Here is a 13,539-nt window from a genome sequence, read left to right on the forward strand (position 1 = left end):
TACACATGTCGAGAAAAGATCCAAATCGACTAACAGGCAGACAAAAAGCAGCAATCCTAATGATTTCCTTAGGGCTAGACGTGTCAGCATCTGTATACAAACATCTGTCTGAAGACGAAATAGAAAAATTAACATTAGAAATTTCCAATGTACGAAGTGTAGATACTGCTAAAAAAGATGAAGTCATCGAAGAGTTTCACAGCATTGCCATCGCGCAGGACTACATATCACAAGGCGGCCTTATGTACGCAAGACAAGTGCTTGAAAAAGCGCTTGGTGAGGACAAAGCGGACAGCATCTTAAATCGCTTAACATCCTCACTTCAAGTGAAACCATTTGATTTTGCTAGAAAGGCTGACCCAGAGCAAATTTTAAACTTTATCCAGCACGAGCATCCACAAACCATTGCGCTCATTCTTTCCTACTTAGATCCAGTACAGGCTGGACAGATTTTATCTGAGTTAGGCGAGGAAGTACAAACTGAGGTTGCAAGAAGAATTGCTTTAATGGATCGCACATCTCCAGAGATTATCAATGAGGTGGAACGTATTCTTGAACAAAAGCTTTCTTCAACCTTTACGCAAGATTATACCCAAACGGGCGGAGTCGAAGCGGTAGTCGAAGTACTGAATGGTGTAGACCGTGCAACGGAGAAAACCATTTTAGATACACTGGAAATTCAAGATCCTGAGCTTGCTGATGAAATTAAGAAACGTATGTTTGTCTTTGAAGACATTGTTACTCTTGATAGCAGAGCCATTCAGCGTGTGATTCGAGATGTTGAAAATGACGATTTACTACTTGCACTCAAAGTGGCAAGCGAAGAAGTCAAAGAAATTGTCTTCCGCAACATGTCGCAACGTATGGTCGAAACGTTCAAAGAAGAAATGGAGTTTATGGGACCTGTCCGGCTTAGAGATGTCGAGGAAGCACAGACTCGTATTGTCAGCATCGTAAGACGACTTGAAGAGGCTGGAGAAATCGTCATAGCTCGAGGTGGAGGAGACGATATCATTGTCTAGGATTATCAAACATGAAACATCTGTTATTCCTGAACAAGGCCGTCAAACCATTCCCTTGCAGCAAGTGGAATTCAAAAGAGAACATCACGAAGAAGAGCTTGTCAACGAGACAGAAGCATCTCAGCTTGTATTAAGTGATGCACAAGATGAAGCAAGCCGTATTTTAGAACAAGCAAATCGTGAGCTGGAACAAACAATGGCTGAAATCAATCAGCGGCGAGCTGATTTTGAAGCAGAAAGAGTACAGCTCATTGAAGAAGCGAAACAAACAGGATATCAAGATGGTTTTCAAAAGGGCGAAGCAGATGCGAATTTACAGTATCAATCGATTCTTGATCAAGCGAATGACATTGTCAGCCTTGCAAAGCAGGACTATGAAGCAAAAATCGAAAGCTCTGCTGAAGAAATTGTCGAACTTGCGTTTGAGCTCGCTAAACGAGTATGGAATGCAGCTGAGGACACAAAAGAACAATTTTTAACGCTAGTGAAGCAGGTCGTTTCAGAAGTGAAGGAATATGACGATATTTCCATCTATGTCGACCCTGCACATTACGAACATGTGATGGAATATAAAGACGAATTAAATAGAATCCTTCAAAAGAATACACATCTTGCCATTTACTCGGATGAAAAAGCACCAAAAGGTACTTGTTACGTCGAAACAAGCTTTGGAAAAGTGGAAGCGAGTGTTGATACCCAAATGAATCAGTTAAAAGAAAAGTTATTAGAAGTCATTGATTCAGGTGATCACAAATGAACATAGATGTGCTAAAAGAAACGATTGAAACCGCCGATCCTTACAAACGTTTTGGTAAAGTCAATCGAGTTGTTGGACTGATGATTGAGTCCAAGGGGCCAGAAAGCTCAATCGGTGATGTATGTCTTATTCACAAAAAAGGGAGTAAGAATCATCCAATCAAAGCAGAAGTCGTTGGCTTTAAAGATGAAAACATTTTGCTCATGCCCTACGTAGAAGCCTCTAACATCTCACCAGGCAGTCTTGTTGAAGCAACAGGTGAGTCGTTAAAGGTCAAAGTAGGAACTGGTTTAATCGGGCAGGTTGTTGATGCCTTCGGTGATCCACTGGACGGCAGCATGCTTCCTAAAGGACTTGCACCTGTCTCAACAGAACAATCTCCTCCAAACCCGATGGACAGACCGCCTATTCGTGAAAAAATGGGCGTTGGTGTCAGAGTGATTGACAGCTTGCTCACAGTCGGCACTGGTCAAAGAATTGGCATATTCGCGGGAAGCGGTGTTGGTAAAAGTACCTTGATGGGGATGATTGCCAAGCAGACAGAAGCGGATCTCAATGTCATTGCACTTGTTGGAGAGCGTGGACGTGAAGTTCGCGAGTTTATCGAAAAAGATTTAGGAGCTGAAGGACTGAAGCGTTCGATTGTTGTTGTCGCAACTTCAGATCAGCCCGCACTGACAAGATTAAAAGCAGCCTATACTGCAACAGCTATTGCCGAATATTTCAGAGACAGAGGCAAAAATGTCATGTTTATGATGGATTCTGTCACAAGGGTCGCCATGGCACAGCGCGAAATAGGACTTGCAACCGGTGAACCGCCAACAACAAAAGGATATACGCCTTCAGTGTTCGCTATACTGCCAAAATTGCTAGAACGAACTGGTACAAATCAACTTGGTTCCATCACAGCGTTTTACACAGTGCTTGTTGATGGTGACGATATGAATGAGCCAATCGCTGATACAGTGCGGGGGATTTTAGATGGCCACATAGTACTTGATCGTGCACTGGCCAACAAAGGACAGTTTCCAGCTGTCAATATTCTGAAAAGTATCAGTCGTGTCATGAGTAATATCGCAAGTCATGATCACAAGGAAGCGGCTAACCGGTTCCGCCAGCTTTTATCCACATATCAAAACGCTGAAGACCTCATTAACATTGGAGCATATAAAAAAGGCTCCTCTAAAGATATTGATGAGGCCATGCAAGCTTACCCACAACTGATTTCATTTTTGAAGCAGGACGTTGAAGAGGCTGTATCGATTGAAGACAGCGTGAGGATATTGCTCAGTTTGATGAATAGAGAGGATTGACAAAAACAGTGAGATATCAATACAAATTTCAAAAGCTCTTAGAATTGAAAGAAAGTGAAAAGGACAAATCACTCGCAGCGTATCAACAATCCGTTTCGGCATTTGAGCAAGCCGCTGAAAAACTCTATGAAAATATGAGTAAAAAAGAGCTAATGGAAAAGAGCAAAGAAGAAAAGCTGAGAAGTGGGATGAGTGTTCAAGAAATGCGTCATTATCAGCAATTTGTGACGAACTTAGATAACACCATTCATCATTATCAGCAGCTTGTGATCATGAAACGCCATCAAATGAATGAAAAACAATCTGATTTAACAGAAAAAAATATTGAGTTTAAAAAGTTTGAAAAAATGAAAGAAAAGCAATTTGAAAAGTTCTCCCTTGAACATAAGGCAATTGAAATGAAAGAAATGGATGATATCTCTATCAGCCAATTCATGTTTCAAGGACATTAGGAGTCGAGATGAATGCCTAAGAAGGAAAAAACAAAGGAATCAAGCGGCGGCGGTAAATTTCAATGGATCTTGTTTATTGTCATTATCCCATTGGTTGTGCTTGTGATTGTAACGGGCACAATCCTTTATATGGCAGGTTATGATCTAAAGAAACCGCTCCAAAACATTCCGGGGATTAGCAGCTTGGTTGGATCAGATGACACATCAAAAACGTCATCTTCAAATAACGATCAACGTGATACAGAGTTGAAAGCGTTGAAAAAGACGATTAAAGAACAAGAGAATGAACTTGAAATTGCTCAAAAAGACTTGAAGACAAGTGATGAAGAGATTAAACGATTGAATCAAAAAATCAATTCACTTGAAAAAACATCTGATAAAGAGAACACGTCAGCAAGTGACAGTTCATCAAACAGTACATCATCAAGTAATAACGGATCAGGATCTTCAACTGATTCGTCAGCATCTTCTAATCAGCAATCAAAAGGAAAGGTCGCCAGCATTTATGAAAGCATGGATGCAGGAAAATCTGCCAAAATTCTATCAGAGCTAAGTGATAAAGAAGCTTTGAAGATCCTTGAAGAGCTGAGTAAAAATAAGCTGACGGACATATTAGCAAAACTGACACCTCAGAAGGCAGCAACGTTCACGAAGGAGCTTGCCAAAAAAGAAGAAAGTGAAAATGGAGGTGGACAATAAGTGAAGCTATTGGACATTGGAGCCTTACAGCAATCTTCCCAAGGTCTCTCGGGACTAAAGGGAGAGGGGGCAGTATCTGCTCGCGGCCTGTTCAAACAATTGTTAAATGGCGCAGGTATTCAAAGTGGTCCAGCTATATCTCAGCCAGCGGAAACCACTCTATCCATGAATGATGCGATGCAAATCATTGGAAAATGGATGCAATCACCTGAAGAAGGAATAGATGGAGATCTTCTTGCGGCACTTCAGGCGCTGCAAGGGCAAAAGCTTGAAGGGGCTGACTTAAAGTCACTTGAAGAGCTATTTCAAAAGATGGAATCGGTGATCTATGGCGATCAGGATGAGAAGCCAGTTGCTGAACATAGTGAACAGCTCATACAAGTCCACTTTTTCTTATATCAAATACTGAATCAGCAGCCGGTTAACTTTGATGCAAAACTTGTACAGGATATTCAAGCAAAAGGTGAAGATTTCATCAAGTTTCTAACGAAAAACGGAGCAGATGAAAAGCTCATTCAACAAGTAAAAGAGCAGTTCTTCTCGCAAGGATCGGCACCTAAGCTGAATAATATGTCGCAAAGCGAGCTGAAACACTTTAATCAGTTAATCGATCATATGATGGCGAATGCGAAAGGGTCAGATAAAGAGTGGAAAATTTCCTTAGGAGAGTTAAAAGAAATGGTTGCTCCAAGGCAAGAATCTTCCTTCTCATCTCCAGCAAAAGGTGTTGCCTCACTTGAATGGCTTATGAAAAAAGAAGTCACCAAAGGTCAAGGCACTACGGCACCTGCTTCTGAAAAAACAATTACCCATACGCTGCTTCCAGGACATAAACAGTTCTTCCAACTGCAATCAGCTGCTCCTATGCAGCAGACGCAAACAACTGACGAAAAGCCAGGTACGGTTGATCAGCAGATTTTAAATACGTGGAAACAAATGAAGTTCACACCATTTGGCAATTCAAGCGGACGGTTTACCGTACGATTAAATCCAGAAAATCTAGGGTTTATTACCATCCAGCTAACGAAACAAAACGGGATGTATGCGAGTAAAATTACAGCTTCAACGCAAGCAGCAAAAGAGTTGCTCGAGCATCATCTGCCGCAGCTCAAGCAGGCGCTACCGAATATGTCGGTTCAAGTTGACCGTTTCCATATACCGCTTCAGTCAAATGAGCAGCCGTCTTTTGGACAATTTAATGAGGAAGGCAAGCAGCAGCCATCAAAAGGACAAAGTTTCCAGCAGCCTGAAGAACAGGAAGCTGAATTCCAAGATGTACTAGATGCGCTTGTTGGATCAGAAGAAGAAGAGGAGGAGATCTAATGGCAACTGTTGATGCGACGAATAGAACAGCCGCACAAGCGGACACTTCTTCAAACGCAGCAAAGAAAACAGATACACTTGGCCGAGATCAGTTCTTGAAAATCTTACTTACGCAGCTTCAAAACCAAGATCCGACAAACCCGATTGATGACCGTGAGTTTGTCACACAGCTTGCAACATTTTCTTCTTTAGAACAGCAAATGAATATGAACGAATCTATCACTCAAATGAATCAGATCATGTCTACATTTGTTGCACACCAAGATCCATTTACGACATATGTAGGATGGATTGGTAAAGAAGTAGCGGGCAAACAAGATGATAAAGACATATCTGGCACTGTGAAGTCTGTGAAAAACATAAACAATGAATACTTCCTATATTTAGAAGATGGAACGAAAATCAGCCCATGGGATGTTACAACTGTTGGAGAAAAATCGTAAGCAAATCGAGGAGGAAAATAAATGTTACGCTCACTTTACTCAGGAATTAGCGGAATGAAAAACTTCCAAACAAAATTAGATGTTGTAGCCAATAACGTGGCCAACGTCAATACACATGGATACAAAAAAAGCCGTATCACTTTTAAAGATATGGTCAGTCAAACCATTGCAAGTTCTGGTGGACCGACGAATAACTCTGGTTCAATCAACTCAAAACAAGTTGGTTTAGGATCAGCTTTATCTTCTATTGATAAAATCATGACATCAGGTTCTTCTCAAAATACAGACGAACCATATGATTTCTATATTAATGGAGATGGATTTTTCCGTATTGAAAAGCAAGGTGAAATCCTTTTTACAAGAACAGGGAACTTCAAACCTGATTCAAATGGGGATTTGGTAACATCTGATGGAAACTATCTTCTTGGTATGGATGGGCAAAGAATCAACATTCCACGAGACAATGTGTCAAGTGTTAGTGTTGGGCCAGATGGGACCGTTTCTGTTGTTGAGAACAACGTTTCTCGTACTGTTGGACAAGTATCACTTGTGTCTTTCAGTAATGCAGGAGGACTAGATAAAGTTGGGGATAACTTATATCGCCAAACACTCAGTTCCGGTGCACCAAGTAATGCCATGGCTCCTGGAACTCAAGGAACAGGTGAACTTCAAACAGGTAAACTTGAAATGTCAAACGTTGATTTAACAGACGAGTTTACAGAAATGATTATCGCACAGCGTGGATTCCAATCGAATGCAAAGACGATCACAACATCTGATGAAATTCTGCAAGAACTTGTGAATCTGAAACGATAGGAGGTAGGGGGAGCGGTTTATCGCTTCTCTGCTTAATATGATTGAAGTGACAAGATTAAATGGCAAAGGATTTATGCTCAACGCTCTCCATATCGAGCAGATCGAAAGCTTTCCAGACACGACCATTACACTCGCCAATGGAAAGAAATTCGTTGTGAAAGAAGATGAAGAGCAGCTTCAGGAGAAAATCATTTCTTTCTATAGAAAAATCCAAGTCATTTCATTGAATCAAGGAATAGAGGAGTTTGAATGAAGAAGAAATTAGTCGTAGTAATGCTAATCATGATTATTGCTATCGTCGGAATTGGAGCAGGTATTGTCTTTCTGGTGAATGGGTCAGACGAAGCAAAAGCAGAAAAAGAGCCAACAGCAGATGAAGTCGTAAAAGCTTCTGTTGAAATTCCTGAGATTGTGACCAATTTAAAATCTGAAGGAAATGCGGTTAAACTTGTACTAAATATTGAAACTGATTCAGAAAAAGCCAAAGAAGAGCTTGAAAAAAGAAGCTTCCAAGTGAAAGATGCCGTGATTGACATTTTATCAGACACGAATGCAGATGAACTTGATGGCAAAAAAGGCAGAGAACATTTTAAAACACAGGTCAAAAACAAAGTGAATAACTATTTGCAAGATGGCAAGGTGAAAGAAGTTTATATAACCTCCTTTAATCTGCAATAGAGGCGATTAATTGACACGATGGAGGTGAAGAAATGTCAGGAGAAGTGCTTTCCCAGAATGAGATCGACGCATTATTATCCGCCATATCAACAGGCGAAATGGATGCAGAAGAGCTGAAAAAAGAAGAAACGACGAAAAAAGTGAAAGTGTACGACTTTAAACGTGCACTGCGCTTTTCAAAAGACCAGATTCGAAGTTTAACAAGAATTCATGATAACTTCGCTAGACTGCTTACCACACACTTTTCAGCGCAGCTAAGATCATATATTCAAATTTCTGTCAGCTCGGTTGACCAAGTGCCATATGAAGAATTTATTCGTTCGATTCCTAATATGACATTATTAAACTTATTTTACGTCAGCCCGCTTGAAGGAAGAATCATGCTTGAAGTGAACCCAACGATTGGCTATGCCATGATGGATAGGCTGATGGGTGGGATTGGCATTAGTCATAATAAGACAGAATCACTGACAGAAATCGAAACAAAGATTATCTCAAACATGTTTGAGGGAGCTTTGGAAAACTACAGAGAAGCGTGGCAGTCCATAACCGACATCGAGCCAGAAATGGCAGATTTCGAGGTAAATCCCCAGTTTGTTCAAATGGTGTCACCAAATGAAACAGTTGTCGTCATTTCTCTTAATACACAAATTGGTGAGGTAAGCGGGGTTATTAACCTCTGTATTCCTCACGTAGTATTAGAGCCTATTATTCCGAAGCTGTCTGTACACTACTGGATGCAATCTGAACGAAATGAACCGAAACAAGAAGAAACAAAGGCCATTGAAAAACGGATTATGACGGCGAAAATACCGGTAGTCGCAGAGCTTGGACAATCGGAAATGACGGTGGAAGAGTTTTTGAATTTGGAAATTGGTGATTGTATTGCCTTGGACAAACCAGTAAATGCGCCTCTTACTGTTATGGTCGGAAATAAACCGAAATTCTTGGGACAGGCCGGCCGCGTGAATCGGAAACAAGCGATTCAAATTCTAGATCACGACATAAGAGGTGAAGAAGATGGAGAATAACGGAAGTAAATTATCACAAGATGAAATCGATGCGCTCCTTAAAGGAGGCAGCAATGACGATATAGAGCCTGATACACTCCTTTCTGCAATGGAACAAGATGCCATTGGGGAAATCGGAAATATATCATTTGGAAGCTCTGCAACAGCACTTTCAACCCTATTAAGTCAAAAAGTGGAGATTACAACTCCAACTGTCACAGTGATTCAAAAAAGCAAGCTGAATGAGGAATTTCCTCATCCGTATGTCGCGATTGAAGTGAATTATACGGAAGGCTTCAGCGCTAGTAACCTGCTTGTCATCCAGCAAACCGATGCGGCAGTCATTGCGGATTTAATGATGGGCGGAGATGGAACAAATGCTGACCCGTCGTTAAGTGAAATTCACTTAAGTGCAGTACAAGAAGCGATGAACCAAATGATGGGTTCAGCAGCGACGTCCATGTCAACAGTCTTTAATAAAAAGATTGATATTTCTCCGCCTCGCGTTGAGTTGCTTGATGTGAAAGAAGGAGAAGGCACAGACCGCATTCCAGCTGAAGAGATGCTTGTCAAAGTGTCCTTTAGATTAACAATAGGTGAACTCATAGATTCAAATATTATGCAGCTTTACCCTATTACGTTTGCGAAAGATTTGATTGCAGAATTAACAGACCCAGCGGAAGAAGAGCCGGTTCAAGAAGCACCTCAGAGTGCACCTGAACCACAGCAGGCTGTTCAGCAAGCACAATCTGCTCCTATACAGCAATCGGCACCGCCGAAAAGACAGGCGAAGCCAAAGCCGGCAGAACCTGTCAATGTGGCGCCAGTTGAATTTGAGGCATTTAGTGAGCCTCAGCATACAACAAGTCAGCTCGGTAATCTTGATATGCTGATGGATATTCCACTTTCCATTACAGTGGAGCTTGGAAGAACGCAGCGCAGTGTGAAAGAAGTACTTGAACTTTCCGCTGGAAGTATCATTGAACTGGACAAACTTGCAGGTGAGCCAGTCGACATTCTGGTCAACAAACGAATCGTCGCCAAAGGAGAAGTTGTTGTCATTGATGAGAACTTTGGTGTACGTGTGACTGACATTTTAAGTCAGTCTGAAAGACTTTCTAATTTAAAATAAACAAACATATAGGGAGAGAATAAGTAAATGGCTACTAAGGTATTAATCGTAGATGATGCAGCATTCATGAGAATGATGATTAAGGATATTCTTGTAAAAAACGGATTTGATGTAGTAGGAGAAGCAGAAAACGGCGCACAAGCTGTTGAAAAATTTAAAGAAACATCTCCTGATCTAGTCACAATGGATATCACAATGCCAGAAATGGACGGGATCACAGCATTAAAAGAAATTAAACAAATCGATGCTTCTGCAAAAATCATTATGTGCTCAGCGATGGGACAACAATCAATGGTTATTGATGCCATTCAAGCAGGTGCAAAAGACTTTATCGTGAAGCCATTCCAGGCAGACCGTGTACTTGAAGCAATTAATAAAACGTTAGGCTAAAAAAGGGTGTAAGACTTGTTGAAAAAACGTTTGATATGTATAGCAATGATCAGTTTTATGCTTTTCTTGACAGCGCAGCCAGCCTCACTGTTTGCTGAAACAAAAGATCCTGAAAATGGCACAGTGAATGACTGGCTCAAAGATGAGAAAGAAAGCAAAAAGGATACAGAAAAGAAAACCACTGACAATCAAACGAATCCGGCAGAAGAAGTTCCCTCTTCTTCTGTCTCCATTATGGATTTTGTCAAAATGATTGGTGCCTTACTTTTTGTCATCCTGCTCATTTACGGATTGGTGAGATTTGTTGGAAAGCAAAACCGCTTACTCAAGCCATTTCGCTATGTTGAAAATATTGGCGGAACGACGGTTGGTCAAAATCGTTCAGTTCAGCTGATCAAAGTGGGCAAACGAGTATTAGTTGTCGGCGTAGCAGACTCAATCCAGTTGCTAAAAGAAATCGATGATGAACAAGAATGCGAAGCGATTGTGAAACAATACGAAGAAGCGATGGAAAGTAAGACTGACTTACCGAAAATGATGCAAAAATTAACATCGCAAGTGAAGAAACACGATCAGCCGACCACTTCTTCTTTTTCAGCCAATTTAAAGGCGCAGCTAGCCGAATTGAAAAAGACCCAATCAGAAGTCAGAAAGAAAGGCCCGAAACAAAATGAATGAGTTTATCGATTTATTTAATTCCAGTGGCGCAGGGAATATTAGCACATCTGTCCGTCTTCTTTTATTGTTAACTGTATTTTCAGTTGCACCAGGCATTCTTATTTTAATGACCTGTTTTACACGGATTGTGATTGTTCTTTCGTTCGTTAGAACTTCACTTGCAACCAACTCAATGCCGCCAAACCAAGTGCTTGTAGGACTTGCTTTGTTTCTCACATTTTTTATTATGGCACCCACGTTCTCAGAGATTAATAAAGAGGCACTGACGCCGCTTTTAAATGATGATATTACGTTAAATCAGGCCTATGAAAAAGCCGAAGTGCCAATTAAAGAGTTTATGAGTAAACATACGAGACAGAAAGATTTGGCTTTATTTCTTAGTTACGCAAAAATGGATACCCCTGAATCGATTAAAGATATTCCCTTAACGGCGATGGTACCAGCGTTTGCAATTTCAGAATTAAAGACGGCATTTCAAATTGGTTTTATGATTTTTATTCCATTTTTAATTATTGACATGGTGGTCGCAAGTGTCCTGATGTCGATGGGGATGATGATGCTTCCGCCGGTTATGATATCGCTCCCTTTCAAAATATTGTTATTTGTATTAGTTGATGGATGGTATTTGATTGTTAAATCTTTGCTGCAAAGCTTTTAGAGTAGGTGCTTAAAACATGAGTTCAGAATTTGTCATTACGATGGCTGAAAGATCAGTGTATGTTGTATTACTTGTCAGCGGGCCGCTTCTAGCGCTCGCACTAATCGTGGGACTAATTGTCAGTGTGTTTCAGGCGACAACCCAAATCCAAGAACAGACGCTTGCGTTCATTCCAAAAATTGTTGCAGTGCTCATTGGACTTGTTGTGTTTGGTCCGTGGATGCTTTCAACAATTGTGTCATTTACAACAGAGCTGTTCTCGAATTTAGATCGATTTGCAGGTTAATCAGAGATGTCAATCATAGAATTATTTCCTGCCTTTCTTCTCGTTTTCATTCGGATCACCGCTTTTTTCGTGACAGTGCCGCTATTAGCGCATCGAACGATACCAGCAGTTCACAGAGTTGGTTTTTCACTGTTTTTGGCTGTCATTAGTTTTAGCACCATTAAAGAACCGCCAGCACTCGATATCGACGGTCTTTACATGATGCTTGCCGTGAAAGAAGCAATGGTCGGACTTCTGCTTGGACTGATTGCATATATCATGGTGTCCGCAGTTCAAATTGCCGGCTCATTCATTGATTTTCAAATGGGTTTTGCGATCGCCAATATTATTGATCCACAAACAGGGGCGCAAACTCCGCTGATGGGGCAGTTTTTTTATACGGTGACCTTGCTACTGATGCTGGCAACAAATGCACATCATTTGCTGCTTGATGGAATCTATTACAGTTTTCAATATATTCAAGTTGATCAGTATGCGCTGAACTTCGGTAGTGAATCCTTTGCTTACTTTATTGCAAAGAGCTTCAACCAAATGTTCATCATAGCCTTTCAAATCTCAGCACCTGTTGTGGCTAGTTTGTTTTTAGTCGATTTGGCATTAGGAATTGTGGCACGTACAGTTCCGCAAATGAACGTATTTGTCGTTGGACTGCCCATTAAAATGGGCGTGAGTTTTATTATGATCATCATTTGTATGGGTGTCATCTTCGGGGTCGTCCAAAATACATTTGAAACGATTGTGCTCACCATGAGGAATTTCTTAGCATTGGTCGGTGGTTCGTCATGACGACAAGACTTAGACTCGACTTGCAATTTTTCGCAGGTGAAAAAACAGAAAAAGCAACACCGAAAAAGAGACGGGATTCACGTAAAAAAGGGCAGGTTTCCAAAAGTACCGACGTCAATACAGCCATCTCATTTCTACTAATCTTTTTATCATTCTTTTTTATTGGGCCTTTTATGAAAGAGCGTATTATTGCGCTCATTGAACGTTTTTATTCAACAACGATGCTAATGAAGGTTAGCACATCTAATATTCATCAACTATTTGTGGAATTGCTTCAGGAAACAGGACTCCTCCTCATGCCAATCCTTGGTGTTGGTATGCTGGCAGGGATCATTAGTAACTATTTGCAGGTTGGCTTTCTCTTTTCGACAGAAGTAATCAAACCGAAATTAGAAAAACTCGATCCAATCAAAGGGTTTAAACGAATATACAGTATTCGAGCCCTCGTAGAGCTATTAAAATCCATTTTGAAAATTGGTTTAATTGGTTTTGCGACATTTATTGCACTTTGGATGCACTTTGACGATATCCTGAGGCTTCCTTTATTAACAGCAGAGGAAACTCTTCATTTCGTGGCAAATATGACCTTGATTATGGGTCTATATGCAGCAGGTGCTCTCATGATCTTAGCAGGGCTTGATTATATGTATCAGAAATTTGATTATGAAAAAAACTTACGGATGTCTAAACAAGACATCAAAGATGAGTATAAAAAATCAGAGGGTGACCCGCTCATAAAATCAAAAATTAAACAGCGGCAAAGGGAAATGGCCATGAGACGGATGATGCAGGAAGTCCCAAAAGCGGACGTCATCATTACAAACCCGACCCACTACGCAATTGCCTTGAAATATGACGAAGAAAAGATGGACGCGCCCTATGTTGTGGCAAAGGGAACAGATATTTTGGCTTTGAAAATTAGAACAATTGCGAAAGAACATGATGTCATGACTGTAGAGAACCGGCCACTCGCCCGCGCCCTCTATGATCAAGTGGATATTGACCAAGCGGTGCCGGAAGAGTATTTTAAGGCGATCGCAGAAATTTTGGCTTACGTATATAAAACGAAACAAAAGATTTTATGAATTTTTGGTTT

Annotated in this window: 18 protein-coding genes; all 18 read left to right on the top strand. The window is 40.8% G+C overall.

Features of this window, described 5'->3' with window-relative positions:
• Positions 1–5: 5 nt before the first annotated feature.
• Genes fliG through flhB form a run of 18 tightly spaced genes read left to right on the top strand, consistent with a single transcriptional unit; the run spans position 6 to position 13,528 of the window.
• Complete coding sequence (fliG, locus tag NSQ17_RS08090) at positions 6–1,022, top strand: flagellar motor switch protein FliG (RefSeq protein ID WP_034281776.1); 1,017 nt, start codon at positions 6–8, stop codon at positions 1,020–1,022.
• A complete protein-coding gene (fliH, locus tag NSQ17_RS08095) occupies positions 1,015–1,779 on the top strand; it encodes a flagellar assembly protein FliH (RefSeq protein ID WP_024720351.1) in 765 nt (254 codons plus the stop codon). Before fliG ends, fliH begins: the two co-directional genes overlap by 8 nt.
• Positions 1,776–3,092, top strand: a complete 1,317-nt coding sequence (gene fliI, locus NSQ17_RS08100; protein ID WP_008344803.1) for a flagellar protein export ATPase FliI — start codon at positions 1,776–1,778, stop codon at positions 3,090–3,092. The genes fliH and fliI overlap by 4 nt, the downstream gene beginning before the upstream one ends.
• Before the next feature lie 8 nt (positions 3,093–3,100).
• Complete coding sequence (gene fliJ, locus NSQ17_RS08105) at positions 3,101–3,544, top strand: flagellar export protein FliJ (RefSeq protein WP_024720352.1); 444 nt, start codon at positions 3,101–3,103, stop codon at positions 3,542–3,544.
• A 12-nt stretch (positions 3,545–3,556) separates the two neighbouring features.
• Entirely contained in the window at positions 3,557–4,243 is a 687-nt protein-coding gene (locus NSQ17_RS08110; protein ID WP_024720353.1) for a MotE family protein, read from the top strand.
• Positions 4,244–5,566, top strand: a complete 1,323-nt coding sequence (locus tag NSQ17_RS08115; RefSeq protein ID WP_274660269.1) for a flagellar hook-length control protein FliK — start codon at positions 4,244–4,246, stop codon at positions 5,564–5,566.
• Positions 5,566–6,009: a flagellar hook assembly protein FlgD gene (flgD, locus tag NSQ17_RS08120; protein ID WP_041507305.1), complete on the top strand. Its 444-nt coding sequence runs from the start codon at positions 5,566–5,568 to the stop codon at positions 6,007–6,009. Before NSQ17_RS08115 ends, flgD begins: the two co-directional genes overlap by 1 nt.
• Positions 6,010–6,030: 21 nt before the next feature.
• Positions 6,031–6,825, top strand: a complete 795-nt coding sequence (flgG, locus tag NSQ17_RS08125) for a flagellar basal body rod protein FlgG (protein WP_008344796.1) — start codon at positions 6,031–6,033, stop codon at positions 6,823–6,825.
• A 37-nt stretch (positions 6,826–6,862) separates the two neighbouring features.
• Positions 6,863–7,078 (top strand): flagellar FlbD family protein, encoded by a 216-nt coding sequence (locus NSQ17_RS08130; protein WP_008344794.1) that lies wholly within the window; start codon positions 6,863–6,865, stop codon positions 7,076–7,078.
• Entirely contained in the window at positions 7,075–7,503 is a 429-nt protein-coding gene (fliL, locus tag NSQ17_RS08135; protein WP_007499592.1) for a flagellar basal body-associated protein FliL, read from the top strand. Before NSQ17_RS08130 ends, fliL begins: the two co-directional genes overlap by 4 nt.
• Positions 7,504–7,535: 32 nt before the next feature.
• Entirely contained in the window at positions 7,536–8,534 is a 999-nt protein-coding gene (fliM, locus tag NSQ17_RS08140) for a flagellar motor switch protein FliM (protein ID WP_008354483.1), read from the top strand.
• Entirely contained in the window at positions 8,524–9,645 is a 1,122-nt protein-coding gene (fliY, locus tag NSQ17_RS08145) for a flagellar motor switch phosphatase FliY (RefSeq protein WP_159145679.1), read from the top strand. Before fliM ends, fliY begins: the two co-directional genes overlap by 11 nt.
• A gap of 27 nt (positions 9,646–9,672) precedes the next feature.
• Positions 9,673–10,035, top strand: coding sequence for a response regulator (locus NSQ17_RS08150; protein WP_003212360.1), 363 nt, complete (start codon positions 9,673–9,675; stop codon positions 10,033–10,035).
• A gap of 18 nt (positions 10,036–10,053) precedes the next feature.
• Positions 10,054–10,713, top strand: a complete 660-nt coding sequence (gene fliZ / locus NSQ17_RS08155) for a flagella biosynthesis regulatory protein FliZ (protein WP_024720357.1) — start codon at positions 10,054–10,056, stop codon at positions 10,711–10,713.
• Positions 10,706–11,371 (top strand): flagellar type III secretion system pore protein FliP, encoded by a 666-nt coding sequence (gene fliP / locus NSQ17_RS08160; protein WP_007499580.1) that lies wholly within the window; start codon positions 10,706–10,708, stop codon positions 11,369–11,371. The genes fliZ and fliP overlap by 8 nt, the downstream gene beginning before the upstream one ends.
• A 16-nt stretch (positions 11,372–11,387) precedes the next feature.
• Positions 11,388–11,657: a flagellar biosynthesis protein FliQ gene (gene fliQ / locus NSQ17_RS08165; protein WP_003211206.1), complete on the top strand. Its 270-nt coding sequence runs from the start codon at positions 11,388–11,390 to the stop codon at positions 11,655–11,657.
• Positions 11,658–11,663: 6 nt separating this feature from the next.
• Entirely contained in the window at positions 11,664–12,443 is a 780-nt protein-coding gene (gene fliR, locus NSQ17_RS08170; protein ID WP_007499578.1) for a flagellar biosynthetic protein FliR, read from the top strand.
• Entirely contained in the window at positions 12,440–13,528 is a 1,089-nt protein-coding gene (flhB, locus tag NSQ17_RS08175; protein WP_342468002.1) for a flagellar biosynthesis protein FlhB, read from the top strand. Before fliR ends, flhB begins: the two co-directional genes overlap by 4 nt.
• Positions 13,529–13,539 lie beyond the last annotated feature (11 nt).

Origin of the sequence: Bacillus sp. FSL W8-0629 (assembly GCF_038593225.1) — a bacterium.
In the GTDB taxonomy this organism is placed as follows: Bacteria; Bacillota; Bacilli; order Bacillales; family Bacillaceae; genus Bacillus; species Bacillus altitudinis.

What these genes read in the sequence shown, in the direction of transcription:
- fliG (WP_034281776.1), top strand. Translation starts at nt 6, where the DNA reads ATGTCGAGAAAAGATCCAAATCGACTAACAGGCAGACAAAAAGCAGCA.
- fliI (WP_008344803.1), top strand. Translation starts at nt 1,776, where the DNA reads ATGAACATAGATGTGCTAAAAGAAACGATTGAAACCGCCGATCCTTAC.
- NSQ17_RS08110 (WP_024720353.1), top strand. Translation starts at nt 3,557, where the DNA reads ATGCCTAAGAAGGAAAAAACAAAGGAATCAAGCGGCGGCGGTAAATTT.
- flgD (WP_041507305.1), top strand. Translation starts at nt 5,566, where the DNA reads ATGGCAACTGTTGATGCGACGAATAGAACAGCCGCACAAGCGGACACT.
- flgG (WP_008344796.1), top strand. Translation starts at nt 6,031, where the DNA reads ATGTTACGCTCACTTTACTCAGGAATTAGCGGAATGAAAAACTTCCAA.
- NSQ17_RS08130 (WP_008344794.1), top strand. Translation starts at nt 6,863, where the DNA reads ATGATTGAAGTGACAAGATTAAATGGCAAAGGATTTATGCTCAACGCT.
- fliL (WP_007499592.1), top strand. Translation starts at nt 7,075, where the DNA reads ATGAAGAAGAAATTAGTCGTAGTAATGCTAATCATGATTATTGCTATC.
- fliM (WP_008354483.1), top strand. Translation starts at nt 7,536, where the DNA reads ATGTCAGGAGAAGTGCTTTCCCAGAATGAGATCGACGCATTATTATCC.
- fliY (WP_159145679.1), top strand. Translation starts at nt 8,524, where the DNA reads ATGGAGAATAACGGAAGTAAATTATCACAAGATGAAATCGATGCGCTC.
- NSQ17_RS08150 (WP_003212360.1), top strand. Translation starts at nt 9,673, where the DNA reads ATGGCTACTAAGGTATTAATCGTAGATGATGCAGCATTCATGAGAATG.
- fliP (WP_007499580.1), top strand. Translation starts at nt 10,706, where the DNA reads ATGAATGAGTTTATCGATTTATTTAATTCCAGTGGCGCAGGGAATATT.
- fliQ (WP_003211206.1), top strand. Translation starts at nt 11,388, where the DNA reads ATGAGTTCAGAATTTGTCATTACGATGGCTGAAAGATCAGTGTATGTT.
- fliR (WP_007499578.1), top strand. Translation starts at nt 11,664, where the DNA reads ATGTCAATCATAGAATTATTTCCTGCCTTTCTTCTCGTTTTCATTCGG.
- flhB (WP_342468002.1), top strand. Translation starts at nt 12,440, where the DNA reads ATGACGACAAGACTTAGACTCGACTTGCAATTTTTCGCAGGTGAAAAA.